This window comes from Thiocystis violacea, assembly GCF_016583565.1.
Lineage (GTDB): Bacteria > Pseudomonadota > Gammaproteobacteria > Chromatiales > Chromatiaceae > Thiorhodococcus > Thiorhodococcus violaceus_A.
Genome location: NZ_NRRF01000013.1, coordinates 43,955 through 69,487 on the forward strand (window position 1 = coordinate 43,955; position 25,533 = coordinate 69,487).

A 25,533-nucleotide genomic window follows, 5' to 3' on the forward strand; every position below is an offset into this window, starting at 1 on the left:
GCGACGCCATGGTGCGACCGGGCGCTTAGGAAATGTCCATCTTCTACGTCCCGATTCGAGCCTGGTGACGAAGCTCCAGCTTCGTCACCCGCGAGACGAAGCTCCGCTTCGCGAACTCGAGGATCAGCGCCTGGATCGACCCAATCGAGGGCCGGAAGCCGCCGACGTCGTGAAGCAGAGCTTCATCGCTGAGGTCACGAAGCTGGAGCTTCGTGACCAGAAAAGCGGGAAACAATTGATGGACAGTTCCTTACTGCTTTACGCCAGGAAGATCCGCTCCAGTGCGCCGCGGGAGACATTGCCTCGCGTGTCTTCGGCTTCGATGAAATAGCGCACGTCCCCCAGACCCACGGGCAGGTCGGCTGTCATGTACTGGGCGGTCACCCGTGCCCCCGTCTGGCAGGGGTAGGGACGGCGGTCCGTCATCGCCATGCTCTGCTCGCCCTTCTCGGTGCGCAGGTGCAGCGTCACGCGCTTCAGCCCGGACAGGTCGTGGACGAAACTATGCACCCGGCCCTCGCGCGGGGCGTCTTCCAGGCATCCCTGGCCCCATTGCTTGCCGCCGGGATTCTCCGGCGTGACCCAGGGCGGGAAGATGGTCGGGCCGGTGCGGTCGGCGCCGCTGCCGGCGAGACGCTCCAGCTCGGCGCCCGCGATCGACCAGGCGCGATTGGCCGCGTTGGTGACCTGCTGGTCCCAGACCGACTGCCCGGTCCAATACCAGTAGTCGCTCGCCTCGGCCGTGAGCAGGAGTCGCGTCAGTTCGCCGAGCAGGGGATGATCCGGCTCGGCGTCCTCTAGGGTGTGAACGGCGTTCTGCAGCGCGGTCAGAACCGCCCAGGAGTTGAGGTCCGGTGAGTAGGGCTCGCGGTAGCGGCTGAACCACTTCATGAACTGGGGGTCGCCGTTGTCGGCGCCGCTCCAGGAGCCGGCCTCGACATGAACGGCCTGGTCCGGGTCGGGCGGGAAGCGCTGGAGGTAGTCCGCGATGCCGATCAGCTCGAAGCGCGGGTCCTGCTGCAGCCACTCGATCATGCGCGCGGTGTTGTGGCGGTAGTAGCTCTCCGCGCCGCCGCCGTGGTTATCGCCGTCGGAGTGCAGCAGCAGGAAGGGCGGGTGCTTGGGGTCGAAGCCGCCGTGGTCGAGCAGGTGCTGATAGAGCTGCTCGAACACGTCGGGATACTGTAGCGCGCCGAAGCCGCCGCGCGCGTCTTCGTTGCCGATGTAGCGCTCGGCGGGGATGCCAATGATCTTGTGGGTGACGCCGTCCGGGTCCGTGTAGGCCAGGTACTCCGGCTTGAGCAGGCTGGGTGCGATCTCCGAGCCGGTCCATACGTTGTGCAGACGCAGCCAGTCGCTGACCGGCGGGTTGACCTGATCCGACGGGTTCGGCGGCAGCATGCCCTCGCTCATGCCGCCGTAGGGATACTCCTTGCAGGCACGATAGCGGTGGATGGAATCGTAGAGCACCGCCTGGATACCGGCCTGATTGAGCGCGGGGATGATGCGCGGGTGGAAGGCCGTCTCGGGCGGGAAGAGGATGTCGGAGGCTGGTGCGCCAAAGGTTCTGGGAATCAGCTCACGGTGCAGCTGGATCTGGCGGACGATGTCGCGCTCCGGGATGAGCGGCATCAGCGGGTGGTGGAAGCCGAAGGCGCTCAGATCCAGACGCGGGTTGCCCAGGGTCGTCTTCAGGTTGGCGACCGCGCGCAGCTCGCGCGTCCAGTCCGCGAAGCGCCCGCCGCAGCGACCCTGCTCGGCGCAGAGGTCGAGCTGTTCGATCAGGGATCCGCTCCAACTGCAGGTGAGGCCGCCGTGCGGCAGCTCGGCGTCCGCGTATTGGCGGATGGCCGCGGCGACGAAGTCCACGTAGGGGCCGCCGCGCGAGCCGAAGATCCCGTCCTTCTCACCGTCCCAATAGTTGGGATCCACGGCATCGTAGTAGGGCTGATGCATGTGCTTGTGGATGCCGAAGTAGAGCTTGGGCTGGTCGCCGCTTTGGATGCGCGGTGTGGCGGTGCGCGGTGCGCGCTCCACCGCGATGCTGTGGAAGCTCTTGATCCAGTCCGCGCCGCCTGACTGATGGATGTCGGGCTTGCGGCACCCTTCGATTTGGACCTGGACCTCGCCGGGGCCGAGGATGCCCGCCGGAATCTCGGCGCGGTAGAGATGCGCCCCGTCCGGCTCGGTCGCGGCGAGCGCGATCTGATCGCCCTTGATCAACTGCTCCCGGCCGTATTGGCGCAGGATGATCTGGGGGAAAGGGATGACGCCATCGGCGCTCAGCGCGATGGTGAAGGCTGGACTCTTGTTGTCGGTCTCGCAGACCAGGCGGCTGGGGAGTCCTATCGACAGGAAGCGGGAAAATAGGTTTGGTGTCGGCATGGCATCGGTCCTTAGGTGCTGGATGCATTGCGCTAGCCTAAAGCCATTCGCCGCTGCCGTTCTATCTTCGATCGTCCTATCTTCGATCGTCAGTCGAGGTCAGAGCGAAGGCGCTGCCTCGGCCAGCCGCCGCAGCGGATCCTGCCTGTAGAAGGCGCTCAGCTGGTCGTAGATCTCGGGGTATTCGTCGAAGAGCAGGCCGGGGATCTCGAAAAAGGCCTCGCTGACGACGGCGAAGAACTCTGCCGGTGACTCCGTGGCATAGGGGTCGATCGGCGTGTCTTCGCCGGCATCGACGCGGCGACACAGATCTTGGTAGGCGTCCGCGAAGGTACGTTTCCAGACGGCGCCGGACATGCTTTTGTGCAACGGCGGGCAGCCGTTGGTGCCGCCGGAGCGGCCGTCCAGTTTGTGGGCAAGTTCGTGCAGGATGACGTTGTGGCCGTCCAGCCGGGTATCCTCGCGAACATCCGCCCAGGAGAGGATAACCGGACCTCGGTCCCAGCACTCGCCGGCCTTTGCCGTGCGGTCGACCCAGACGACGCCGTCGTCGCCCATCACCTGATGCTCGGGGACGAAGGCGTCTGGGTAGAGGATGACGGAGTACCAGCCGCCGTACCAGTCGAGTCCAAGCTCGAGCACCGGCAGGCAGGCCTGCAGGGCGATCGTCAGACGCATCGGGTCGGTTAGCTCCAGCCCCTGGACGGGCTCGAGCGTCTTGTCGCGCAGGAAGTCCAAGGCGAGCCGGTGGAGTCGGGCCGACCTGGCGGCGTCCAGGCCCGCGAGAACCGGCAGCGACGCCCAGACCTGCTCCCATGTCTCGGACGCGAAAGGGTCGTGCCCGCGGTCGTCCGCGCGGGAGCGCCACCAATGCGTCAGAGGTCTCATGATTCGCCTTCCGTTGGTGTCGTGGAGGCCAAGGCGTGCGCGATCAGCGGGCGTCCTCCGCATCGCCGTCGGGCGACATGCCCATCTCGGCGGCGATCTCGATCCAATAGGGCTCAGCCCCGCAGGAGCCGCAACCGGACCAGGGTGCGACGTCTTCATGCATGCTGCGAACGGGCGGCGTCGGTACGGGGGCGGCCGTCTCTGTTTCCGGCGCCGAGTGGTGCTCGCCGATTGCGGCGATTCGATGCGGGTCGCGGTCCGGTTTCAACTCGGTCATTGCGCTGGCTCCCTTGGTTGGCAAGGCCGTGAAGGCTCGCAGATTCCGAGCTTGCCATAGGATGCGTTTCCCGTGCGCGTCGCGCACTGTTCCTGAGGACCGATGGCGCGCGTCGGCGAGGTCCGCGCGGCCAGCGGCGCGGAGCCCAGTCACTTGGATTTCGCCAAGCGACGGCGGGGGCTTGCGGAAAGCTCTGTAATCCGATCCAAACTTTACGAGCAGATTCTTACAGATAGGGTTCAAGCAGACGCGGCATATCCACGCGTGCGCGCAGTCGGCGGCAAAGCAAAAAGGCGCCCAGGAACTTGCGGTACAGAAAAACGCTGGACGGATCGGGCAGCTGACTGTAGGCGCCCTCGTAGTAGAGTTGCTGGCCCTGATCGTAGATGCGCTTGAAGAGATCGGATGCGCCGAAATCATAGGGACCCTGGTGACGCATCATTTCGCTCGACAGGCGCATGAGTTCAAGCATGCCATCGACCTGCGCGCGCTGTGTATCCTCGCGGGCGAAGCCAAGCGCGATGGCACTCTGGTACATGGCCACGCGGTCTTCCGCCATCGCCGCTCGGATCAGATCCCGATAGCCGGAGGCGATGGCCGGCGGGACCGGGTGGGTAGAGCCGAAATCCAGCAGGACGACGCGGCCCGTATCGGCTTGATAGAGAAAGTTGCCAAAGTTCGGGTCGGTCTGCACCAGGCTGAACTCGAACAGCTCACGCAGAACAAGTTCCATGACGAGGTTGGCGGCGCGATCGCGGTCCTCGCGGGTGAAGCTTGTCTCGGCCAGTTGATCGATCGCGATGCCGTCGGCGAAATCCATCGCCAGGATGCGCCCGGTGCTGAAGTCGCGATGCACTTCGGGGACGAAGTAATGGGTGCCGTCGCCGATCAGGCCGCGATAGGCCTCGAGCGCATTGGCCTCGGCCTCATAGTCGGCTTCCTGGTGCAGCTGGCGGCGGGCCTCGTCGAGCATGGGTTTCAGGTCCATCCCCTTTGCCGACATGCCGATGGCGCGGCTGAGGAAGCCCAGATTATCCATGTCGCTATCGATGCTCTCGCGCACGCCGGGGAACTGAATCTTCAGCGCCAGATGGCGGCCATCCGCGGTTTCCGCGCGATGCACCTGGCCGATGGATGCGGCCGCGATCGGTGTGAATGCGAAGCGCCGAAAGCGTCGATTCCAGTCCTTTCCGTATTCGGTCTCAAGCAGGGGCGCGAGCTGGCTGAGCGGCATGGGTTCGGCGCGATTGCACAGCGCGCCCAAGATGGCGGCGGCTTCGGGCGTGAGGACGTCCGATCCGTCCATGGACATCAATTGCCCCATCTTCATCATCGCGCCGCGCATGTGTGAGAGCCGGTTCGTGATGCGCTGAAAGGCCTCCGGACTCAATTGAACGCGGTCCGATGCGCCTTCGCTCCCCCGCGCGAGATCGATCAGACCCCGCATGCCGATGCCTGCCGCGAGGTCGGTTGTCGCGCGTCCTAGATGCCAGAGGCGGTTGAGGCGCGAGCTCGGGACGGCGCGACCGCCCGTTAGAGAAGCCTGTGTCATGACGTATCCTGAGGAGATGTCGAGAATGCTGGCGGGTTTCGCTCGCGTCGCCGTACCAGACCCGGCGGTAAACGCCTAAGGCCTGAGCTGAGAGACGGGAGCGCCGGTGGTTGAACGAAAGACTAGCGACGCTCGCTGGTCGGGGGCAATGACAAATCCCCATGGCAAGACTCTGGCATTGGCTATGTTTGAACCCCGCCGCTGCATTCGTGACACCGCAGAGCGGTGTTACGAGCACGCGGGATTACAGGGCGGTTTCGTTTGGATCTGGCTTGGCAGCGCTGTTGATGTCACTCGTTCCCGGCTGTCGGTGCTGCTAGGGGGCGGCGGCCGGCGCGGCGGCGGAGCCAGTTGATGCCGTGCATGATCTTGGCATTACTCGCGATTCTCCGCTCGAGGGCGAATTTGCCTGGGAAGTCGCTCAGTACGATGCCCATGAGGATGGTGAGCAGACCTTGCCCAGGTAGCACGAGCATGATGATGCCGGCACAGACGAGCAGCCAACCCAAGAGGTTCTTGGCTGCCCAGATCATCATGTAGATCGCGGGATGTCGCTGGCGCAGGTGCGGTTGATGTCGGTTTGCGTCGGCAAAGTAGTCTTCGGGGATCATTGACGCCAGAAATGGCAGCGCCAGGATAGAGAGGATGCAGAGGAGCAGCGAGAGACCTGCCATCCAGAGCAGAAGTTCTTCATGTCCCGCTGCCCAGGCCAAGGCGGTTTCGATCATGGTCCACATCCTCCTGGGCGACTGACGACAGGCGATGATGAGGATCCGCCTGCGCCGAGTGGCCGACGCTCAGGTCGGCGGGCTCGGCGCGGGGAATGTCCCGAGCGGATCACCGCGCCCTCACGCGTTGGCGTGGAGCTCGGCGGCTTGCAGCGTATTTTCCAAGAGTGTGGCGATCGTCATCGGGCCGACGCCACCAGGGACCGGCGTGATCCAGGATGCCCGCTCGCTGCAGGCGGCGAAGTCGACGTCCCCCACCAGCTTGCCGTCTGTCCCGCGATTGATGCCGACATCGATCACGACAGCGCCTTCCTTGACCCAATCGCCCTGGACGAAGGCCGGGCGGCCGACGGCGGCGACCAGGATGTCGGCACTGCGCGCCTTGTCCGCGAGGTCTTTGGTGCGGCTGTGGCAGATGGTCACCGTGCATCTGGCGGCGAGCAGTTCCAGTGCCATGGGTCGTCCGACGATATTGGATTGCCCGATGATGACCGCATCGAGTCCTTCCAGGGGGCGTCCGGTGCGCTCGAGCATGGTCATCACCCCCTTGGGTGTGCAGGGGCGCAGCAATGGCATCCGCAGCACCAATCGGCCGACGTTGTAGGGATGAAAGCCGTCGACGTCCTTGGTGGGCAGGATGCGCTCGGTCACGGCGGTCTCGTCGATATGCTCGGGCACCGGCAGCTGCACCAGGATGCCGTCGATGCTTGGGTCGGCGTTGAGTCTGTCGATGAGGGCGAGCAGCGCGTCCTGCGTCGTCGTGGCGCTCAGCTCGTGAAGCGCGGAATAGAAGCCGACCTCCTCGCAGGCCTTGCGTTTGTTGCGCACATAGACCTGAGAGGCGGGGTTCTCGCCGACCAGCACGACGGCCAGCCCGGGTGCCCTGCCGCCCGCCGCGAGGATGCTGTCTACTTGCGTTTTGATGTGCCCGCGGATGTCTGCGGCGATTGCCTTTCCGTCCAGTATTGCTGCGCTGCTCATATCGGTCCTTTTGGTACCTCTGACTATCGGGCATCATAGCGAGCGCCGAGTTGGATGAAAACGTGCGGGACGGTGGTTCAATGGTCGGGCGCCGTGCGCGGACGAGCGTTTGGTGGTTGACCTTGGGCGAATAGATGCGTATATTGCCCGCTCTTCGGTTCCGGGCTATCGTTTTTGAGGCCGGGAAGCCAGCCGAAACCGGGGTATAGCGCAGTCTGGTAGCGCGCCTGCTTTGGGAGCAGGATGTCGGGGGTTCGAATCCCTCTACCCCGACCAATACGCCGGCCAGGCAGCGGCACGCTAGCGGAGCAGTTGCCGCAACTGCACCCAAGTTAAAGCGCCCGTAGCTCAGCTGGATAGAGCAACGGCCTTCTAAGCCGTGGGTCGCAGGTTCGAGTCCTGCCGGGCGTGCCAATGATATCTGGTCGCAGGTACCCAGAAGGTGCGGGTTGCGATAAGATAACGGTTAGGTTCTATGGTGGATGTAGCTCAGTTGGTAGAGCGCTGGATTGTGATTCCAGTGGTCGTGGGTTCGAGCCCCATCGTCCACCCCATCATGTCGTAGAGACGGCAAGGCTTGGAGAGCCATCCTTGCCGTCTAGTCAAGAATACAGCGGGTCGTTAGCTCAGTTGGTAGAGCAGTGGACTCTTAATCCATCGGTCGTAGGTTCGAATCCTACACGACCCACCACTCTTTGAAGGCCCCTCTAGGGGCCTTTTTTCTTGCCCATTGACTGCATGGTCGAGCCCTTGACGCTTGTCTGTGGGCTGACTAATCTGCCGCTGTCCGAGACCAAGGAGCCTGTTTGCGGCTCGGTCACACTTGTCCAACGTGTCGCCAAGCCCGACCCTCATCCGCTCCAGCGCAGGGATTGGCCGCGGTCAGCACCGGACCGAGCATCGAGCGTGTATCCCAAATACTTTGGGCTCAAAGAGCCCAGCTTCTCCATCGCGCCTGATCCCCACTATCTCTTCCTCAGCGAGCAGCACAAGGAGGCGCTGGCCCACCTGCTCTACGGGGCTGGGGAGAGTGGAGGTTTCGTCTTGCTCACGGGCGAGGTCGGGACTGGCAAGACCACTGTCTGCCGCGCCTTCCTCGAGCAGTTGCCCGAGGGCGTGGACGTTGCGCTCATTCTCAATCCGGCGCAGTCGGCCAACGAGCTCCTGACCAACGTCTGTGATGAGTTTCGCATCCCCCTGCCCAAGGGCAAGCTGTCCAACAAGATGTTGGTGGATCGGCTCAACGCCTATTTGCTGGCGGCTCACTCCGAGGGGCGGCGACCGCTGCTGATCATCGACGAGGCGCAGAATCTGCAGCCGCAGGCCATGGAGCAGGTCCGGCTCCTGACGAATCTGGAAACGACCAAGCACAAGCTGCTCCAGATATTCCTGATCGGCCAGCCGGAGCTGCGGCGCATGCTTGAGCGCGACCGCCTCAGGCAGCTCAATCAGCGGATCACGGCGCGTTTTCATCTCACGCCGTTCAGCCTGAGGGAGACGAGTGATTACATCCGTCACCGGGTTGCGGTTGCGGGCGTGGATCGGCCGTTGTTTTCAGCGCGTGCGATTCGGCGCATCTATAAGTTTTCCGGCGGGATACCCCGCTTGATCAATATCCTCTGTGATCGGGCGCTCCTGGGGACTTGCGTGACCCGCGGTTCTCAGGTGACACCCGCGATCGTCGCCAGGTCCGCGCGCGAGGTCCGGGGCGATCCGGTCGACGAGAAACCTCGCTCGCCCCTGCAGCTCACCGCGATTGCGCTGGTCTCCTTTGGGCTTGCGGCGGCCTTGGCCCTGGCCGCGCATTCGCGTCTCGGCTTGAGTCCGACCGTTTTGATCGATGGGTTATTCCCGGCTGGTGAGCTAGCGACGGGCGAGGCCACCCCCGAGGTGCCGCCTGTCGCCGAGCCAGCGCCTGCGGTCACGGACGCGCCGGCTGCCGGTGAGCTGTCAAGCTCGGCGGAGCCTGCGCCTCAGGAACCGCAGGCCGTCGCCTCTGCGTCGGAGGGCGACCTCGCGTCGATACCGGTCGCAGAGCCGGCCGAGCAGCCCGCACCCGCTGGCGATGCCGCGCCGGGCGTGCTTGCCAGCCCGGATGCCCAGGTCGCACTCGCCTCGTCCGAGGTGCTCGATCGGCTGGCGGTGTCGAAGTCCGAGGCGATGCGGGTCTTGCTCAAGCGCTGGGGGCTTGAGGTGCCCTCGCTCGGCACGGGCGACCCCTGCCTGCGTATTGTGAATTTCGGGCTCGGCTGCGAGGAAGAGCAGGGCCGGTTGAGTCATGTCCGTTTCTTCGATCTTCCGGCCTTGATGAAGATCCTCGCGGCGGATGGGGCGCCTCGTTATGTGGTGCTGGGCGAGCTGGGAGCGAGCGAGGCGGTCGTCGATGACGCGCAGGGCACTGGCGAGCGGGTGCGTGCCGAGGCGTTGGAGCGCGTCTGGACGGGCGATTACACCCTGGTTTGGCAGCTGCCGCCCACGGGTGTCGACCTCATCGGACCTGGCTCCGCTGGTGAAGACGTCCGCTGGTTGCGCGACCTCTTGGTGAAGGTGCCGGACTTGGCCGTTCTGAAGAGCGATTCGGCCTTCTTCGATGCGGCCCTGGCCAGTGCGCTGAAGGCCTTTCAGGCATCCAAGGGGCTGATGCCGGACGGGATTGCCGGCCCGCGGACGATCATCGCGCTGCAGCACGCCGTCGCCATGCGCAACGTGCCGAGATTGAGCGGCGAGGCCGCGGCCAGCAAGGAGTCAGAGGGTGCGCCATGAGCTATATCCTCGAAGCGCTCAAGAAGTCCCAGCAGGAGCGCGAGCTGGGGCAGGTGCCGACACTGGATGCGAGTGGGCTCTTCGTCGAAGACAAAGAGCCCGTGCCGACCAACTACTGGGCATTTCTCTCGGTTGCGCTTGCCGCCTTGGCTGTCGTGATCGCGCTCTATGCGGCGCTGCGAGGAGGGCAGGAGCCTCCAGGGGTGCCCGCAACGGTGGCGGCGACGCCCTCACCGCAGACGGCTGACCCCTCCGTCGATACCGCGCGCGCCGGCGCAGTGCGCCCAGCCGCCGAGCCGCCCTCTGGGATCGCTTTGCCGCCGCGAGCGCCAGCGATGCCGAGCGCGCCCGCGTTGGTCGAGGCGCCACCGCCGAAGCGCCTTCCCCGGCCAGTGCCGGCCGCGCCCACGCAGACGTCTCGCGCCGATGGTGCTGATACTGCGCCGGCACTCTACGATGCACCTGTGTCCCTTGACTTGGATCCCTTGACCGAAGAAGAGCTGCTGCGCCAGCTACAGGCTGAGCAGGCGGCCTTGAGCGGACAGCCGGCGCCGGGCGGACAGTCGGCCCTGGGCGAGACAGCTCCGTTGATCGAGGAAGCGCCGCGGCCCGCAACCATTCCGTCCGATCTGGTCAAGGACATCGAGGCATTCAAACAGCAGGTCAGGCGCGAGCAGGGCGTTGCGCCATCCGCGGCCAAGCGCCCATCGGCCAAGATCAAGGGTGATCCGACCCGGCTGCGCCTCACCGCCGAGCAGCGGGCGATGCTGCCGGCCTACTTGATGACCGTGCACGTCTACGATGCGAACGCCGACAAGCGCTTCGTGGTCATCAATGGCATGACGTACCGAGAAGCTGACGAGACCCGCGAGGGTTTGCGTGTCGAGCAGATCTTGAAGGATGGCGCGGTGCTCAGCTATCTGGGTAATCCCTTCTACGTGGCACGTTGACCTCGACGCCGGCCTGTTGCTCGCGAGCCGCTCTCCGAATCCGACAGCGACGCCGCTCATCCTCACCCGGCGCGGGCGCCTGGAGCTTCCATGACCGATCAGAAGACGCCGGATCCGGACACGCTCAGGCGCCATCTGCATGATGTTCAGGAGCTGCTCTCCAGGTATCGCCTGGCCGAGAATCTGGCGCATCGCCAGAGCACGGCCAACCAGGCGTTGGTCGAGACCATCACCCATCGCCAAAATCTGACGCGCCTTCAGCGCAAACTCGATCCGCTACACCCGGCGGACATCGCGCATATCCTCGAGTCGCTGCCGCTTGAGGAGCGCTGTTTCGTCTGGGATCTGGTGCGCGCGGACAAGGATGGCGAGATCTTGCTCGAGGTCTCGGACGCCGTCCGCTCGACCTTGCTCGACAGCATGGACATCGAGGAGCTCAAGGCGGCGGCCGAGACCCTGGACGCCGATGAGCTGGCCGACCTCGCGCCCGACCTGCCGCCGGAGGTGATGGAGGATGTGCTCGCCTCGCTCGACCAGCGCGAACAGGCCCAGGTCAAGGCGGCGCTGTCCTTTCGCGAGGGCACGGTCGGGGCGCTCATGGACTTCGACATGGTCCGCGTCCGCGAGGACGTGACGCTCGAGGTCGTCCTGCGCTACCTGCGCCGCTTCGACGCCCTGCCGGATCATACGGACAAACTCTTCGTGATCGATCGCGACGACCGCTTGCGCGGCGTGCTCACGCTGGAGTCGCTCCTGATCAACGACCCCGAGACCCAGGTCGCGGAGGTCATGAAGGCGCGCTCCCTGGTGACCTTCGCGCCGGAGGACGATGCCAATGAGGCCGCAACGGCCTTCGCGCGGTATGACCTGGTCTCCGTGCCCGTCGTCGACGGCGCGCAGCGGGTCATCGGACGCATCACGGTGGCGGACATCGTCGACCAGATCCGCGAGGAGTCCGAGGCTGAGATCTTGAGTCAGGCGGGCCTGCGTGAGGAGGAGGATATCTTCGCGCCCGTGATGCGCTCGGTGAAGAATCGCTGGGCTTGGTTGGCGATCAATCTGGTGACGGCCTTCATCGCCTCACGCGTCATCGGCCTCTTTGAAGGCTCGATCGAGCGCCTGGTGGCGCTAGCCGCTCTGATGCCCATCGTGGCCGGTATCGGCGGTAATGCCGGGAATCAAACCATCACCATGATCGTGCGGGCCATTGCCATGGGGCAGATCGATGCATCGGCGCTTTGGCGCCTGATGCGAAAGGAGCTTGGCGTCGCGCTGATCAACGGGGTCGTCTGGGGGGGCGTGATCGGCGGTTTAGCCGCCTGGCTCTACGGGAATCCGGCCCTGGGATCCGTCATGACCGCGGCCATGATCCTGAATCTGCTGCTGGCGGCGAGTGCTGGGGTCTTGATCCCCTTGGTCCGCTATCGCTTTGGCCGAGACCCTGCCTTGGGCAGCTCCGTCTTGATCACCGCCCTGACGGATTCTGGGGGATTCTTCATCTTTTTGGGGCTGGCGACGCTGTTTCTGATATAGCGGCGCGGCTTGGTTGGGGCGCTGCGCGAGGGGCCGGGCGCTTTCCAGTCGGGGAGCAACGGGGCCGAAGCCCCGGCGGGTCATCGCAGACCGAGTCTCGCCCGTCAGTCGATGATCTCGGCCTTCTCGATGATCACATCCTCGGCCGGGACATCCTGATGCCCGTTGCGGGTGCCCGTCTTGACGGCCTTGATGGCCTCGACCGTCTCCATGCCTTCGACAACCTTGCCGAAGACGCAGTAGCCCCAGCCGTCCTGCCCGGGATAGTCCAGGAAATCGTTGTTCGAGACATTGATGAAGAACTGCGAGGACGCGGAGTGCGGTTCCATGGTGCGGGCCATGGCGATGCTGCCGGTGACGTTCTTCAGGCCATTCTTGGCTTCGTTCTCGATGGGCGCCCGTGTCGGCTTGGCGTTGAAGTCCGGCGTCATGCCGCCGCCCTGGATCATGAAGCCGCTGATCACGCGGTGGAACAGGGTTCCGTCATAGTGTCCGTCGCGCACGTATTGCTCGAAGTTGGCACAGGTTTTCGGTGCCTTCTCGGCGTCGAGCTCGATGAGGATATCGCCGTGATTGGTGGTGAGTTTGATCATGGGATGCTTCCAGAATGGGGGTTGAGCCCGCCCGAAGGGCAGGCGAGGACTGAGGATGATGCCAAAGTGCGCCTATGGTAAGGACTTCGGCGCAACCGCGAAAGGCGCGATCACCAGATGGGAGGTGCCTTTGCTAAAATGGGCGTTTTCTCTCAGCCGGTCGAAATCCAAGCGCCAGATGCTACAAATCTATAACAGCCTGACCCGTCAGAAGGAAGTCTTTCAGCCCATCGAGCCCGGTCAGGTGCGGATGTATGTGTGCGGCATGACGGTCTACGACTACTGCCACCTCGGGCACGCGCGGGTGATGGTGGTGTTCGACGTGGTCTACCGTTATCTCCGCTCGCTCGGCTATGCGGTGACCTACATCCGCAACATCACCGACATCGATGACAAGATCATCCGCCGCGCCAACGAGAATGCCGAGCCCTTCGCCGCGCTGACCGAGCGATTCATCGCCGCCATGCACGAGGACTCCGACGCGCTCGGCGTCCTGCCGCCCACGGACGAGCCAAGGGCGACTGACCACATGGGCGAGATCCTCCAGATGGTCGCCACGCTGGTCGAGAAGGGGCTGGCGTACGAGGCGGGCAACGGTGATGTCTACTTCGCCGTCGGCCGCTTTCAAGGCTATGGCAAGCTCTCCGGCAAGGATCCGCAAGACCTGCGCGCCGGGTCGCGCGTCGAGGTCGGCGAGGCCAAGCGCGACCCCCTGGACTTTGCCCTGTGGAAGGCCGCGAAGCCGGACGAACCCGCTTGGGACTCGCCCTGGGGACTTGGCCGACCCGGCTGGCACATCGAGTGCTCCGCCATGAGCACCTGCGCACTCGGGAATCACTTCGACATCCACGGTGGCGGGGCCGACCTCCAGTTTCCTCACCACGAGAACGAGATCGCCCAGTCCGAGGGGGCCACGGGTGAGCCCTTCGTCAACGTCTGGATGCACAATGGGTTCGTCCGGGTCAACGAAGAGAAGATGTCGAAGTCCCTGGGCAACTTCTTCACCGTGCGCGAGATCCTGCAGCGCTACCGGCCGGAGGAGGTCCGCTATTTCATCCTGACCAGCCAGTACCGCAGTCCGCTCAACTACGACGACGAGCACTTGCAGAACGCGCGCGGGGCCTTGACCCGCATCTATACGGCGCTGCGCGGCCTGCCGGAGTCATCGCCCGCCCATGGCGATGCCTTTCGCGAGCGTTTCAGCGCGGCCATGGACGACGACTTCAATACGCCGGAGGCGCTGGCCGTGCTCTTCGATCTGGTGCGCGAGATCAATCGGATCCGCAACGACGACCCGCTCCGCGCGGCCGCCCTGGGTGCGCAGCTGCGCGCACTCGGTGGTGTCTTGGGAATTTTGCAGGACGACGCCGAGGCGTTCCTGCGTGGAGACTCAAAGGCCGGCGCGCTTCAGGACGCCGAGATCGATGACCTGATCGCGCAGCGCAAGGCCGCTCGGGCCGCCAAGAACTGGGCGGAGGCCGACCGCATCCGAGACCTCCTCACCGAATCCGGCATCCTGCTCGAAGACGGGTCGCAAGGCACCGCTTGGCGCCGCGGCGCCTGATGGCCTCAAGACCGGCGTGCACCGGTCTCCAGCCAGGCTGACGGATGCGCGCGTCGATGCCGAGCGCGTGTGCGGTATCGATCAGGACGAGGGATGCGTCGGCCACCGGCCCCTTCACACCGTCTTGGGCGGTAGCCGCTCCTCCCGTGGAGGGCCGCATAGGGGGGTCACCAAGTCGAAGATCGGCGGGTCTGTTTTGTTGGGCCAGGTGTCGTCCAGGGCCGGACGGATCGGCTCCGAGGTCGCGCCCTGACTCGCCGGCGTACCGCCGGCGCGCTCTGCGATTCTCTGGGTTGCCAGTTGAAGCAGGTGCTCGGCGAGCTGGCTTCGCCGCAGGGCCAATGAGCGAACCAGGTCGCGGCGCGCAGCCCCGAGATCGTCGCGTGCCAAGCCGCGGATGCCCCTCGCGAGTGCCTGCTCGGCGGCCTGCTCGGCCGCGATGAGCAAGCCGAGATCCATGCCGCAACGCCGACAGACCTCGGCGTCGCTGGTTCGGGCGGAGCAGTTGGGGCAGCGCTCCATCAGGACTCGAGATAGTAGATGAGATCGGAGAGCGCGCTCATGGCCGCTTCGATCGCGCTGAAGTCGCCGCCGTCGAGCGCGTCCTTGAGTCCTTCGGTCAGGTCGACCAGATCCTCGCGGTCCTCGGGATTGGTCGTTTCCATCAGCCGCTCGGCCTTCTCGATCAGCGCCTGGGCCTGGACGGATTCACGGTGCTCGGTGGTAACGTCGCGGGCTTCTCCTTCGATCAGGCTGGACAGGCGCTCGCGGGCGGCATCGAGCGCTTGGCCCTCGAAACGGGCCGTGGCGTTGTCGATGGTGATGCGTTGTTCGAGCCCGGTGCTCTTTTCGCGCGCCGTGACCTGGAGGATGCCGTTCAGGTCGAGCGAGAAGGTGGTCAGGATGATGTTGCCGGCCGGCACCTTCTTGAGCCCTTCGATGCGGAAGGAGCCGATTTCGCTGTTGTTGAGCGCGTCCGGATCCTCGCCCTGATAGACACGAATCTCGATGATCTGCTGGTCGTCGTAGAGGGTCTCGAAGGCTTCGGTCTTGGTGACGGGGATCGGGGTGTTCTTGCGGATCAGCGGGATGAAGGTGTAGGGGTAGGGCTCGCCGTTGAGCAGGCTCATGGCACTGGTGCCGAAGGTGTAGGGGGTGATGTCCACCAGCACGCTCGAGACTTGCTCGCCGGAAATGACGGCGGCTTGAATGGCGGCGCCCGCGGCGACGCAGAGGTCTGGGTCGACCTCCGCGCGTGGCTGCATGCCGAGCGCCTCCTCGAGCCGCTTCTGGATCAATGGCGTGCGTGTCGCGCCGCCGACCAGCAGGACCTCGTCGATGTCCGAGACGGCCAGCGCGGCGCTCTTCAGGGCGATGTGCACGGCCTCCAGGGTCTGGTCGATGTAGGGCGTGATCAGCTCCTCGTAGACTTCGCGGTCGATCTCCAGCGCGAGATTCACCGGGCTGCCGTCCTGCTCCAGCAGATACTCTTCTTCGATGCGTGCGTAGGGCTGGTCGCTCAGTGCGATCTTGGCGTTCTCGCAGGCGCGCACGATGCGCGCCATGGCGGCGCGGTGGTCGCTGGGGTCGGCGCCCTTGGTCTCTTTGAGGTGATTGAGAACGTGCTGGACCAGCTTGGCGTCGAAGTCGTCGCCGCCGAGGTGGTTGTCGCCGTGGCTCGCCAAGACCTCGGTGACGTCCTGGCTCAGGCGCACGACGGAGACGTCGAAGGTCCCGCCGCCCAGGTCGTAGACCAGAATGGTCTTGGCGGTCTCATGATCCGCCTCGTAGGCGAGGGCGGCGGCGGTCGGCTCGTTGATGATGCGCACCACCTCCAGCCCCGCCAGCTGCCCGGCGTCCCGGGTCGCCTGGCGCTGGGCGTCGGAGAAGTAGGCTGGCACGGTGATGACGGCCTTGGAGACGGCCTGCCCAAGATGCTCCTCGGCCGCCCGCTTGAGCCGCTGCAGGATGAGGGCGGAGATCTCCTGGGGCTTGTAACTCTGCTCGCCCATCTCGAGGCTGACGTCCTCGCCCATGCGGCGCTTGACGGAGCGCACCGTGCGCTCGGGGTAGAGGACGTACTGATTACGTGCCGTGTGTCCGACGAGCAGGCTTCCATCGTCGGCGATGCCGACCACCGACGGCAGGATCTTCGAGCCGTCGATCTCGATGATGTGTGTGCGTCCGCCCTGGACGACGGCGACTTCGGAGTTGGTGGTTCCTAGGTCGATGCCGATGATGATGTCGCTAGATGTCTTGGCTTCCAAAGTCGTGTCTTCCGGGTTGAGAGATGTGTGATCAGCGTTGGCGGTGAATGCGTGGGCTGCGCGTGGTCAGCCTCGGGAGGGGGCGCTCAGGACCTCAAGGACTTCAGGGACTCCAAGGACTTCGAGAAACGCCAAGGCTTGGGTGGGCGATCCTGTGCGCGGCTCAGTGCGTGTTGTCGCTGGGTCGGTGCCCAGGAGTCCTGCGTGCTCGAGCGCAAGCTCAGTTGTTCAGATGCGGTCGCGTATCCGCCTTGGTCGTGCTGGGCCGGTTGACTACGACCTCGGCCGCGCGCAGTAGTGCGTCCTCATGCAGGAAGCCCTTGCGCAGCTCGGCGACGACATGCCCCTCGGGGAGCTTGGGATTCTGGGCGAGTTCGGCGGCGTGCATGGTCCGGGGGTCGAAGGGACGACCCACGACGGTCAAGGGTCTCACGCCGCGCCGGGTCAGGCTTTCTTCCAGCCGGCGCAGATTCATGGCCAGTCCCTCCGCCATGGAGCTGACGAAGCGCTTGGCGCGGCGCCGCCCGAGCCAGCCGGGTCGAAAACGCAGCGCCTGCTCATGACCGGCTTCCAACCTGTCGCGCAGATCCAGCAGTTCGAGTAGCAGATCCTTCTGGGCGCGCTTGTCCGCCGCCCGCTCGGCCTCGCGCCGTCGGTCACGCTCTTCCTCCAGACGCGCCTCGCGCTCGCGCAGGCTGTCGAAGAGGTCGCGGAACTGGTCCAGCGCGCTCTTGACCTGGCGGGACTCCAGCTTGACCTCACTCTTGAGCGCGGCAAGCTCCGCGAGCAGGGTGAAGAGATCGGGTCCTGCCGCGGCGTTCGGTTCGCTCTGGCTCTCGTCGCTGTCTTCCCATTCGGCGGCCCGGTCGAGATAGGCGCGGAAATCCGCCGTGAGCTGCGCTTTGACGGCTTCGTCCATCAGTCATCCCCGCGGAGCAGGGCTTCGAAGAGCGCGGGCTCGGGGCGCCGCGTGGGCCCTACCGGCGCGATTCGGTCGAGCAGGTCCGCCGGTTCCGGCGGGGTGACGTCGAAGAGTCGATAGCCGATCCTGTCGCGCTGGGTGCGCAGTCGCTCGTAGGCGGCGCGTAGCGCTTGGAAACGCTCGGCGTCCCGCTCGGGCGGGCAGCGCTTGATGCCCTCCAGGTAGGCCTTCTCGACCATGGCGTCGTCGGCGTCTTCCGCGATGCCGAGGATGAGGTAGGGGTCTCTCATGAGAACAGATCCTCTGGCATGGGCGGATCCTCGTCGTTGGGCTTCTTGGCGGCCTTTGGCTTGGGTGTCCGACGGTTGCCTTTCGGTGGTGATGGCGGGGGCATGGGTAGCCCGTCGAAGTCGATGCGACTCTCGAGTTCCTCGAACATGGCGATCAGCATGTCGATGATGGCCTCCTCACCCGATTCGCGGGCGGCCGTCTTGAGCTCGCGTCTGATCGCCGGCGGTGCGTTGGAGAGTTCCAGGGCCTTGTCCAGGCCGACCAGTTCGATCAGCGCCACCAATGCATCCTTGGCACCAAGATCGAGCTCTGGGGGGAAGTCCGGCTCGTCGTCCAGAGGTGGGAGGTCGAAGGGATTCGAGAAGCGGCCGAAGGGGCCGACCGACTGGCTGATGACGTCTTGGATGCGCAGGGCGGTTCGGGTATCGCCTTCGCTGCGGGCGCGGTTCAGGGCGATTTCCAGGTCGAAGAAGTCCTGACCGTAAGTGTTGGAACAGCCGTGTGGGTATTTCGCCTCGAAGGCGTGGAGCTGAAAGAGCGGCGCGCCCCGCCAACGTTTGAGCGCGGCACGTGCCGCCTTGTCGCGGGCCGCATCGAGCTTGGCGCGCTTCAGTGTCTCACAGGCGGATTCCATGTCGCCGCGCGCCAGCTTCGACCAGTCGACCTTCGCGAGGAATTTCGCGAGGGCATCCCGCACCTTGATCGAGAGGGTGCCGCGACCATCCAGGTACTGTTTGAGTCTGGCGAGTGCGCCGATCAGATCCCGCGGGTCTGGCTTGAGCACCTTGTGGAGCGCAAGCTGTTTGAACAGCTTCAAGGGACGCCAGCGCACGGGATCGCCGGCCAGGGTGAGGACGACCTGCGCGGTCAGTCCGCTGCCCAGGCGTTCGGCCAGGGCGCGGAGCTGGGCGAGGCCGGCGCTCTCATCCTGCGTCAGGCGGTTGAGACCCGAGAGGATGTCGAGCTGCTCGCGCGCGTGCTCGCCGCGCGCCCACTCCTGGGCGGCCTCCAGCTCTTTGCTTGCGAGGTCTGGGCGGAAGTTGAACATCTGCTTGCGGGCATGCGCCAGATGCGCCTCGACGAGCCGGTCGCGCACGCCGCTGTTGATGGGGTCGATCGCGAGGATGCGCCGCGCGAGGGTCGTCGCCTTCTTGAAGGCGCCGGAATCGATCGCGGCCTCCATGGTGGCGTTCAGCACGCGCATGTCGTCGGGCCAGCGCTCGCTCGCGGCGGCGAGCAGACGGCGCACGTCCTTGGCGCGGCCGCGCCCGCGATGGAAGGCGATCAGCCGCAGGTAGGTATCGCAGTCGTCCGGATCCCACTCCAGGCTTTGCTCGACACGCTCGGCGGTGACGTCTTCCTCTTCGGGCGGGGCGTCGCTCGCGCTCGGGTCCGCGCAGAGGACGTCGGCGATGCGATCGGCTCGGCGCATGACCAGGGCGACGCTCAAGCGCTGGGTTGGGTTGGCGTCCTCTTGTCTGTAGTCGAGCCTGAGGCGCTCGGCGAGCAGTCCCCAGGTGTCGGTGATCTCCCAGGCCGCGTCCGTCTGCTCGGTCGCCCAGCAGCGGATCAGGAGTGCTTCACGCGGGGAGGCGGGTGGTGCGCCGATCGACGGCAGCCATTGGAGGCTGCTGGGGTAATGCTGAACGAGGAGTCGCAATCCCTTTTGGCGCGCCCAGTCCTCGCCCAACTGGGCGCGGTGCTTGTGCAGGAAGCGCAGAAACACATCCGCCGTGACGCCGGCCCCCAGAGGCCGGAGTTCGTCCAGAAAGGCGATGCGCTCCTGCGGCCAGCCGCGCAGCATGCAGGCGAAGCGGGCCTTGCTGCGGCCAGCCTTGAGGGCCTGGGTCAGAAAGGCCGACTCGGGGAGCAGCGCCAGCTCGGCCGCCTCCTTCAGCACCCGAAAGCCTGAGTCGGGGGCAATGCGCCCGAGCAGCTTGGCCGCCTCGGCCGGGCGCTCGGGCAGCAGCTGGAGGGCCTTCAGGATCTGAGCCAGGTCACGGTAGGGGGAGCGGAACGGGATCTCGCCCAGCGCCGCGCGCACGGCGGGCTCGTCTCCAGCGCAGTAGGCATTCAGGGCTGCACGGGCCGCGCCGGCTTGACGGCGGACAGAATCGTCGGCGGGCAAGCGATCGAGGGTGTCACTCTTGTCGGCCAATACCCGCGCCGCGATCAGACCGCGCAGACGCTCGCGGTCGGCGGGTCGCATCTCCTCGGCCTTGGCGAGTCTATCGAGGCAGGCATCGAAGCGTCCCAAGCGCAACAGCAGCGCCGCGTGGTCGGCGGCGGGCGGGACGTCGGGGCCCAAGGCCTCGCGGTTGTCCCACATGACCATCGCCTCCTTGAGCATGCCCTTCTCGGTCAGCTCGCCGGCGCGCCCGGCATAGGCATCCGCCAGGGCATCGCGCCACTCGGGTCTTGCCTCCTGCTTCAGCAACTGCTTGAAGCTGGCGATGGCATCTCGGAAGCGACCCGCGTCGAGTTCCGTGCGGGCCTGGTTCGCGAGGGCGTCAGGGGTGAGCGGCGACGACCGATGGCCAGCGCCCGCAACGCGCCGCTTCTGCTTCTTCGACATAGGCGTTCTAGCTGAAATAGTGTGTAAAAAGGACGCCGCCATGGGCGGCGTCGCCGGTGATGCTGACCGCTAATTGTACCGCGATGGTCGCGTCTTGTCCGACCTCCAGGTCGATCCGCAGCTAGGCTCGACCCTTGGGAAATGGAGCCCTTTCGATTGAGTCCGAGCGGTCCGCCCGGGCCGCCTGACATTTCCAACTTGCAGTCGAGCCCCAACCGCGACGACGATGGCACTGCCAACTGCCAACTGCCAACTGCCAACTGCCAACTGCCAACTGATGAGACCCCCCGACATTGACCGATTCGCCGCTCCTCATTGATCGCCTGACCAAGTCCTTCCAAGGCGGCGGGCGTCGGGTGACGGCGCTCGATGGGGTCTCTGTGTCGCTGGCGGCCGGGGTGGTGACCGGGCTCATCGGCCCGGACGGGGCCGGCAAGACGACGCTGATGCGGGTGGTGGCCGGGCTCCTGATCGCGGACGCCGGACGTGTCGAGGTGCTGGGTGTGGACGTGGCCGCGGAGCCGCTCGCCGTTCAGTCGCGGATCGGCTACATGCCTCAGCGTTTCGGTCTCTACGAGGATCTCAGCGTCCGCGAGAACTTGGATCTCTATGCGGATCTCCAGGGCGTCCCCGCGGCCGCGAGGGCGGAGCGCTATCAGCGTCTGATGGAGATGACAGGGCTCGGCGACTTCATGGCCCGACTCGCCGGTCAGTTGTCCGGAGGCATGAAGCAGAAGCTCGGTCTGGCCTGCACCCTGGTCAAGCCGCCGCGGCTGCTGTTGCTCGATGAGCCGACGGTGGGTGTGGATCCGGTGTCGCGGCGCGAGCTCTGGTCGATCGTCTACCGCCTGGTGGAAGAGGAGGGGATGAGCGTGCTCCTGTCGACGGCCTATCTGGACGAGGCCGAGCGCTGCGCCGAGGTGATCTTGATGCACCAGGGCCGGGTCATCGATCAGGGTCCGCCGCGGCGCTTCAGCGAGCCGCTGCGCGGGCGCGCCTTTCAGGTCAGCGTCCCGGCCGAGGAGCGTCGCTCCCGCCAGGCGCAGCTGAGCCGGACGCCTGGCGTGCTGGACGCCGTGCTCCAGGGGGATTCCATTCGCGTCGTGCTCGACCGGGAGCCGCCCGCCGAGACGCGCCGTCTCGCGGAATCCTCAGCCTGGAGGTCGGTCGAGCCCAGGTTCGAGGATGGCTTCGTCACACTCCTCAACGCGGGTCAGGAGCGCGTCGAGCCGCCGCATGTGACGCTGGGCTCGCGTTTCACCGGCGCGGCGATCGAGGTGGAGGACCTGACACGCTCATTCGGTGACTTCGTCGCGGTCAAGCGCTCGTCCTTTACCGTGCAGTCGGGCGAAGTCTTTGGGCTGCTCGGCGCCAACGGGGCCGGCAAGACGACCACCTTCCGCATGCTCTGTGGTCTGTTGCCCGTGAGCAGCGGGCAGGTCCGGGTCGCGGGCGTGGATCTCAGACATGCCGCCGCGAAGGCGCGTGGGCGCATCGGCTATATGTCGCAGAAGTTCTCGCTCTACGCCAATCTCTCGGTCCGCCAGAATCTCGACTTCTTTGCCCGCGCCTATGGGCTGCGTGGTCGCGCGGCCGGCGCACGCATTCGCTGGGCGCTGGAAGCCTTCGAGCTGGAGACCTTCGAGACGACCGAGAGCGGCACCCTGCCGCTGGGCTACAAGCAACGCCTCGCCATGGCGGCCGCGCTGATGCACGAACCCGACATCCTCTTTCTCGACGAGCCGACCTCCGGCGTGGATCCACTGGCGCGGCGCGAGTTCTGGGGCCGCATCAATGCGCTGGCCGAGAGCGGCGTGACGGTGCTGGTCACGACGCACTTCATGGAAGAGGCCGAGTATTGCGACCGCCTGGCCATCATGTCCGCGGGCGAGATCCTGGCCCTGGGCACGCCGATGGAGATCAAGGCGCGCGCCGCGACCGCCGAGCAGCCGCATCCGGAGATGGAGGACGCCTTCATCGCACTCATCCAGCAGCGAGGGTCCGACTGATGCCAACGCTCGTTTCGAGCCGCCTAATTGGGTTGCTGCGCAAGGAGTCGCTGCAGATCCTGCGCGACCCTTCCAGCATCGCCATCGCCTTCGTGCTGCCCGTGCTCCTGCTGTTGCTCTTCGGCTATGGCGTGTCCCTGGACTCCAAGCACGTCAAGGTCGGGATCGTGGTCGAGCAGCCGGGCTCCGAGGCCCGCTCCTTCGTCGCGGCCTTCCAGCAATCGGTCTATTTCGAGCCGCACCTCTATCCGACGCTGCAGGCCGGACGCGCGGCGCTGCGGGCAAGCGAGGTCAAGGGCATTCTGGTGCTGCCGGCCGACTTCGCCCAGCGTCTCAAGGGCGACCGCGACGCGCCGATTCAGGTGATCGTCAATGGGGTCGATGCCAACTCGGCGCGGCTCCTGGAAGGCTATGTCCAGGGCGTCTGGACCACCTGGCTGCAGCGTGAGCTGCAGGCCCGGCAGATCCAGGTCGCTCAGCCGGTCGAGCCGCAGACGCGCATCTGGTTCAACCCCGAGCTGGAGAGCCGTAATTACCTGGTGCCCGGTCTCCTGGTGGTGAACATGACCCTGGTGGGGGCGCTGCTGACCGCGCTGGTCTTCGCGCGCGAGTGGGAGCGCGGGACCCTGGAGGCGCTCATGGTGACGCCGGTTACCATCGGCGAGATCCTCATCGGCAAGCTGCTGCCCTATTTCGTGCTCGGCATGGGCGGCATGGTGCTCTCCGTGCTCATGGCGCTCTTCCTGTTCGGTGTGCCGATGCGCGGCTCGCTCTGGGTGCTGGGGATCTGCTCCACGCTGTTTCTGCTGACCGCGCTCGGCATGGGTCTGCTGATCTCCATCGTGACGCGCAACCAGTTCGTCGCCGGCATGGTCGCCATCCTCGCGACCTTCCTTCCGGCCTTTCTGCTCTCCGGCTTCCTGTTCGACATCGGCAGCATGCCGGTCGTCGTGCAGGTGGTGACGCACGTCGTCGCGGCGCGTTACTTCGTCACCATCCTGCAGAGCCTCTTCCTGGCCGGGGATGTCTGGAGTCTCATCCTGCCGAACGCGGCGGCCCTGGTCCTGATGGCGGGCTTCTTCCTCGGGCTCAGCCGCCGCTTGTTGCGCAAGCGGCTGGAGTGACGGTGTCATGTTTGCACGGATCCTGGCACTCACCATCAAGGAGCTGCTCGCCCTGTTCAAGGACAAGCGCAGCCGTTTCATCGTCGTCATCCCGCCGCTCATTCAGCTCCTGATCTTCGGCTATGCGGCCTCCTTCGATCTGAACCACATCCCCTATGCCGTCTATGACCGGGACGGTGGCTACGCCGCTCGGGATTTGCTCGCGCGCTTCGAGGGGGCGCCGAGCTTCGACCTGGCACGCCGCATCCAGCGTCAAGACGAGATCGCCGAGGTCATCGACACCCGTGATTGCCTGCTGGTGATCCAGGTGCCGCCCCGCTTCACGGCGGATCTGGTCTCCGGCCAAACGGCCCCCGTGCAGATCCTCATCGACGGGCGGAACTCCAACAGCGCGCAGATCGCGCAGAACTACGTCGCGCGCATCGTCACCGGCTTCAATCAGGACTGGGTTTTCGCGCGCGGGCTGCAGGGGATGCCGGTGAGCCTGGTGACGCGCGCCTGGTACAACCCCAACCTGGAGAGCCGGTGGTTCTTCGTCTCCGGGCTGGTCGGTTTGCTGACCCTGGTCGTCACCATGATGGTCACGGCCCTGTCCGTCGCCCGTGAGCGGGAGCAGGGCACCTTCGATCAGCTCCTGGTGACGCCGCTGCGGCCGGTCGAGATCCTCATCGGCAAGTCGATGCCGGGGATCCTCATCGGCGTGTTCGAGGCGTCGCTGGTCGTGATCCTGGCCGTTTTCTGGTTCAAGGTTCCGTTGATGGGCGAGCTGGCGGTGCTCTACACGGGCATCCTGCTCTTCGTCTTCGCGGCCGTTGGGGTCGGGCTCATGATCTCCTCGCTGGCCGCGACGCTCCAGCAGGCGCTGCTCGGCGCCTTTCTCTTCCTGGTGCCGGCGGTCATCCTCTCCGGCTTCGCGACCCCGATCGACAACATGCCGCCAGCGGTTCAGATGCTGACCCTGGTCGATCCGCTGCGCTATTACCTGGTGATCCTGCGCAGCGTCTTTCTCGAAGGGGCCGGCTTCGGGTTGCTGGCGCAGCAGATGTGGCCGCTGGCGATCATCGCGGCGGTGACGCTGGCGGCGGCCGGCTGGCTGTTCCGTCATCGCATGAGCTAGCGCGGATGTCTGTGATCTCCTCCTCGTAACGGTGACGCGCTCCGCCGAGCAGCGACGCGAGCGGCTATCCTGTGCGGAGCGCTGGAGAGACCCCGGCGAAAGGCGAGTCAAACGCGCCTATCATCATGGGCAGGAAGAGAATTTCCAGGAAATTTCAGTAGACTTGCATTAGCCTAGACCATCAAACGATCAACGGGAGACCCGCGATGCCCACTCAACCGCGCGCAAATCCGCACGGCCCTTTCCATGTCGATCAGTTGCATGAGGGCGACCGCTATGAGCTGAGCCAGGGGCACCCGATCTACTGTGCCCCCGCGGGTCGCGACCATTCCGGGCGCAACCTGTCTGGCGCTGGCGTGCTGGAGACCGACCCCGACGTGCAATGGGCGGGCGTCGATGCCGGGTTCACGCCAGCAGCTGGCACCCTGCGCGCGCCAGACATCGCCGTGGCCCCTCCCGGCGAGGAGCGCGGCTGGATCCCCGGCGTGCCGCCGCTCGCCGTCGAATATGCCGGAGCGGGGCAGGACGAGCAGGAGCTGGAAGACAAGATCGCCGAGCTGCTCGAGTATGGCACCCAACAGGTCTGGGTGGTGCGTCTGGTTGGTCCGCGGCGCGTCGAGGTGCGCTGCCCCGGACAGCCGATGCGGGTCCTGGGTCTGGGCGAGGAGCTCACCGCCCCCGGCATCCTGCGTAATCCGGTGCCGGTCGAGGCGCTCTACGATCGCGACGCCAGTCATCGCGCGATGCTGCGCAATCTGCTGCAGCGCACGGGCTACGAGAGCATCGAGGCGATTCGCGCGGAAGGTCGGAGCGAAGGCATCGAACAGGGTGTTGAGAAGGGCATCGCCGAATCGATCCTCGCCCTGTTGGCGGACCGCGGTCTGAGTCTGGATGAGACTGGCCGCGCGCGCATCCTCGCCTGCCGGGATCGCGTCCAACTCCAACGCTGGCTTCTCGCCGCGACGCGCGTGCAAGATCAGGCTGAGTTCTTCGACGCAGAAACGCCTTAAGGAC

General features: G+C 65.6%; 20 protein-coding genes and 4 tRNA genes. 12 read left to right on the forward strand and 12 right to left on the reverse strand.

The window, feature by feature from the left end; all coding sequences use genetic code 11:
* Positions 1–258: 258 nt before the first annotated feature.
* The 6 genes from CKO23_RS07865 to folD all read right to left on the reverse strand — a co-directional run bounded on the left by CKO23_RS07865 (position 259) and on the right by folD (position 6,811).
* Positions 259–2,385, reverse strand: a complete 2,127-nt coding sequence (locus CKO23_RS07865; RefSeq protein ID WP_200329785.1) for a glycosyl hydrolase family 57 — start codon at positions 2,383–2,385, stop codon at positions 259–261.
* Positions 2,386–2,484: 99 nt separating this feature from the next.
* Positions 2,485–3,273, reverse strand: coding sequence for a zinc-dependent peptidase (locus CKO23_RS07870; protein ID WP_200329787.1), 789 nt, complete (start codon positions 3,271–3,273; stop codon positions 2,485–2,487).
* 43 nt (positions 3,274–3,316) lie between these two features.
* Entirely contained in the window at positions 3,317–3,550 is a 234-nt protein-coding gene (locus CKO23_RS07875; protein ID WP_200329932.1) for a hypothetical protein, read from the reverse strand.
* A gap of 226 nt (positions 3,551–3,776) precedes the next feature.
* Positions 3,777–5,102: an ABC1 kinase family protein gene (locus tag CKO23_RS07880; RefSeq protein ID WP_200329789.1), complete on the reverse strand. Its 1,326-nt coding sequence runs from the start codon at positions 5,100–5,102 to the stop codon at positions 3,777–3,779.
* Between the two features lie 290 nt (positions 5,103–5,392).
* Entirely contained in the window at positions 5,393–5,830 is a 438-nt protein-coding gene (locus tag CKO23_RS07885) for a PGPGW domain-containing protein (protein ID WP_200329791.1), read from the reverse strand.
* Between the two features lie 120 nt (positions 5,831–5,950).
* Positions 5,951–6,811: a bifunctional methylenetetrahydrofolate dehydrogenase/methenyltetrahydrofolate cyclohydrolase FolD gene (gene folD, locus CKO23_RS07890; protein WP_200329793.1), complete on the reverse strand. Its 861-nt coding sequence runs from the start codon at positions 6,809–6,811 to the stop codon at positions 5,951–5,953.
* Positions 6,812–7,010: 199 nt separating this feature from the next.
* Between folD and CKO23_RS07895 the strand changes: the two genes are divergently transcribed.
* From CKO23_RS07895 to mgtE, 7 genes are all read left to right on the forward strand, one after another.
* Positions 7,011–7,087 (forward strand) — tRNA-Pro (locus CKO23_RS07895).
* A gap of 61 nt (positions 7,088–7,148) precedes the next feature.
* A tRNA-Arg gene (locus tag CKO23_RS07900) sits at positions 7,149–7,225 on the forward strand.
* A gap of 64 nt (positions 7,226–7,289) precedes the next feature.
* Positions 7,290–7,365: transfer RNA gene (locus CKO23_RS07905), tRNA-His, on the forward strand.
* Positions 7,366–7,426: 61 nt separating this feature from the next.
* Positions 7,427–7,502, forward strand: a tRNA-Lys gene (locus CKO23_RS07910).
* 215 nt (positions 7,503–7,717) lie between these two features.
* Positions 7,718–9,574, forward strand: coding sequence for an AAA family ATPase (locus tag CKO23_RS07915; RefSeq protein ID WP_200329795.1), 1,857 nt, complete (start codon positions 7,718–7,720; stop codon positions 9,572–9,574).
* Complete coding sequence (locus CKO23_RS07920) at positions 9,571–10,524, forward strand: general secretion pathway protein GspB (protein ID WP_200329797.1); 954 nt, start codon at positions 9,571–9,573, stop codon at positions 10,522–10,524. The genes CKO23_RS07915 and CKO23_RS07920 overlap by 4 nt, the downstream gene beginning before the upstream one ends.
* A 90-nt stretch (positions 10,525–10,614) precedes the next feature.
* The gene (gene mgtE, locus CKO23_RS07925) at positions 10,615–12,057 is read left to right on the forward strand and encodes a magnesium transporter (RefSeq protein ID WP_200329799.1); all 1,443 of its coding nucleotides are present in this window, start codon (positions 10,615–10,617) and stop codon (positions 12,055–12,057) included.
* Positions 12,058–12,161: 104 nt separating this feature from the next.
* Here the strand turns inward: mgtE and CKO23_RS07930 are convergent, their stop codons facing one another.
* The gene (locus tag CKO23_RS07930) at positions 12,162–12,650 is read right to left on the reverse strand and encodes a peptidylprolyl isomerase (RefSeq protein WP_200329801.1); all 489 of its coding nucleotides are present in this window, start codon (positions 12,648–12,650) and stop codon (positions 12,162–12,164) included.
* Positions 12,651–12,828: 178 nt separating this feature from the next.
* Between CKO23_RS07930 and cysS the strand changes: the two genes are divergently transcribed.
* Positions 12,829–14,214 carry a cysteine--tRNA ligase gene (gene cysS / locus CKO23_RS07935; RefSeq protein WP_200329803.1) on the forward strand — a complete coding sequence of 462 codons (1,386 nt, stop codon included), beginning with the start codon at positions 12,829–12,831 and terminating at the stop codon, positions 14,212–14,214.
* A gap of 114 nt (positions 14,215–14,328) precedes the next feature.
* Here the strand turns inward: cysS and CKO23_RS07940 are convergent, their stop codons facing one another.
* The 5 genes from CKO23_RS07940 to CKO23_RS07960 form a co-directional block, all read right to left on the reverse strand.
* Complete coding sequence (locus CKO23_RS07940) at positions 14,329–14,736, reverse strand: hypothetical protein (protein WP_200329805.1); 408 nt, start codon at positions 14,734–14,736, stop codon at positions 14,329–14,331.
* The gene (locus tag CKO23_RS07945; RefSeq protein ID WP_200329807.1) at positions 14,736–16,481 is read right to left on the reverse strand and encodes an Hsp70 family protein; all 1,746 of its coding nucleotides are present in this window, start codon (positions 16,479–16,481) and stop codon (positions 14,736–14,738) included. Before CKO23_RS07945 ends, CKO23_RS07940 begins: the two co-directional genes overlap by 1 nt.
* A 220-nt stretch (positions 16,482–16,701) precedes the next feature.
* Positions 16,702–17,400: a nucleotide exchange factor GrpE gene (locus CKO23_RS07950; protein WP_200329810.1), complete on the reverse strand. Its 699-nt coding sequence runs from the start codon at positions 17,398–17,400 to the stop codon at positions 16,702–16,704.
* Positions 17,400–17,693: a J domain-containing protein gene (locus CKO23_RS07955; RefSeq protein WP_200329812.1), complete on the reverse strand. Its 294-nt coding sequence runs from the start codon at positions 17,691–17,693 to the stop codon at positions 17,400–17,402. Before CKO23_RS07955 ends, CKO23_RS07950 begins: the two co-directional genes overlap by 1 nt.
* On the reverse strand, positions 17,690–20,269 hold the full coding sequence (locus CKO23_RS07960; RefSeq protein WP_200329814.1) for a hypothetical protein: 2,580 nt from the start codon (positions 20,267–20,269) through the stop codon (positions 17,690–17,692). Before CKO23_RS07960 ends, CKO23_RS07955 begins: the two co-directional genes overlap by 4 nt.
* A gap of 293 nt (positions 20,270–20,562) precedes the next feature.
* On the opposite strand from CKO23_RS07960, the gene CKO23_RS07965 reads away from it, so the two are divergent.
* The 4 genes from CKO23_RS07965 to CKO23_RS07980 all read left to right on the forward strand — a co-directional run bounded on the left by CKO23_RS07965 (position 20,563) and on the right by CKO23_RS07980 (position 25,529).
* Positions 20,563–22,278 carry an ATP-binding cassette domain-containing protein gene (locus CKO23_RS07965; RefSeq protein WP_200329816.1) on the forward strand — a complete coding sequence of 572 codons (1,716 nt, stop codon included), beginning with the start codon at positions 20,563–20,565 and terminating at the stop codon, positions 22,276–22,278.
* Positions 22,278–23,402 (forward strand): ABC transporter permease, encoded by a 1,125-nt coding sequence (locus CKO23_RS07970; RefSeq protein WP_200329818.1) that lies wholly within the window; start codon positions 22,278–22,280, stop codon positions 23,400–23,402. The genes CKO23_RS07965 and CKO23_RS07970 overlap by 1 nt, the downstream gene beginning before the upstream one ends.
* A 7-nt stretch (positions 23,403–23,409) precedes the next feature.
* Positions 23,410–24,519, forward strand: a complete 1,110-nt coding sequence (locus tag CKO23_RS07975; protein ID WP_200329820.1) for an ABC transporter permease — start codon at positions 23,410–23,412, stop codon at positions 24,517–24,519.
* Positions 24,520–24,725: 206 nt separating this feature from the next.
* A complete protein-coding gene (locus CKO23_RS07980) occupies positions 24,726–25,529 on the forward strand; it encodes a Uma2 family endonuclease (RefSeq protein WP_200329822.1) in 804 nt (267 codons plus the stop codon).
* Positions 25,530–25,533: the final 4 nt, after the last annotated feature.

Excerpts from the sequence above, each read along its gene's own strand:
- CKO23_RS07865 (WP_200329785.1), bottom strand. The coding sequence starts at position 2,385 with ATGCCGACACCAAACCTATTTTCCCGCTTCCTGTCGATAGGACTCCCC.
- folD (WP_200329793.1), bottom strand. The coding sequence starts at position 6,811 with ATGAGCAGCGCAGCAATACTGGACGGAAAGGCAATCGCCGCAGACATC.
- CKO23_RS07955 (WP_200329812.1), bottom strand. The coding sequence starts at position 17,693 with ATGAGAGACCCCTACCTCATCCTCGGCATCGCGGAAGACGCCGACGAC.
- mgtE (WP_200329799.1), top strand. The coding sequence starts at position 10,615 with ATGACCGATCAGAAGACGCCGGATCCGGACACGCTCAGGCGCCATCTG.
- CKO23_RS07980 (WP_200329822.1), top strand. The coding sequence starts at position 24,726 with ATGCCCACTCAACCGCGCGCAAATCCGCACGGCCCTTTCCATGTCGAT.
- CKO23_RS07880 (WP_200329789.1), bottom strand. The coding sequence starts at position 5,102 with ATGACACAGGCTTCTCTAACGGGCGGTCGCGCCGTCCCGAGCTCGCGC.
- CKO23_RS07960 (WP_200329814.1), bottom strand. The coding sequence starts at position 20,269 with ATGTCGAAGAAGCAGAAGCGGCGCGTTGCGGGCGCTGGCCATCGGTCG.
- CKO23_RS07970 (WP_200329818.1), top strand. The coding sequence starts at position 22,278 with ATGCCAACGCTCGTTTCGAGCCGCCTAATTGGGTTGCTGCGCAAGGAG.
- CKO23_RS07950 (WP_200329810.1), bottom strand. The coding sequence starts at position 17,400 with ATGGACGAAGCCGTCAAAGCGCAGCTCACGGCGGATTTCCGCGCCTAT.
- CKO23_RS07940 (WP_200329805.1), bottom strand. The coding sequence starts at position 14,736 with ATGGAGCGCTGCCCCAACTGCTCCGCCCGAACCAGCGACGCCGAGGTC.
- CKO23_RS07975 (WP_200329820.1), top strand. The coding sequence starts at position 23,410 with ATGTTTGCACGGATCCTGGCACTCACCATCAAGGAGCTGCTCGCCCTG.
- cysS (WP_200329803.1), top strand. The coding sequence starts at position 12,829 with ATGCTACAAATCTATAACAGCCTGACCCGTCAGAAGGAAGTCTTTCAG.
- CKO23_RS07930 (WP_200329801.1), bottom strand. The coding sequence starts at position 12,650 with ATGATCAAACTCACCACCAATCACGGCGATATCCTCATCGAGCTCGAC.
- CKO23_RS07875 (WP_200329932.1), bottom strand. The coding sequence starts at position 3,550 with ATGACCGAGTTGAAACCGGACCGCGACCCGCATCGAATCGCCGCAATC.
- CKO23_RS07885 (WP_200329791.1), bottom strand. The coding sequence starts at position 5,830 with ATGATCGAAACCGCCTTGGCCTGGGCAGCGGGACATGAAGAACTTCTG.
- CKO23_RS07870 (WP_200329787.1), bottom strand. The coding sequence starts at position 3,273 with ATGAGACCTCTGACGCATTGGTGGCGCTCCCGCGCGGACGACCGCGGG.
- CKO23_RS07920 (WP_200329797.1), top strand. The coding sequence starts at position 9,571 with ATGAGCTATATCCTCGAAGCGCTCAAGAAGTCCCAGCAGGAGCGCGAG.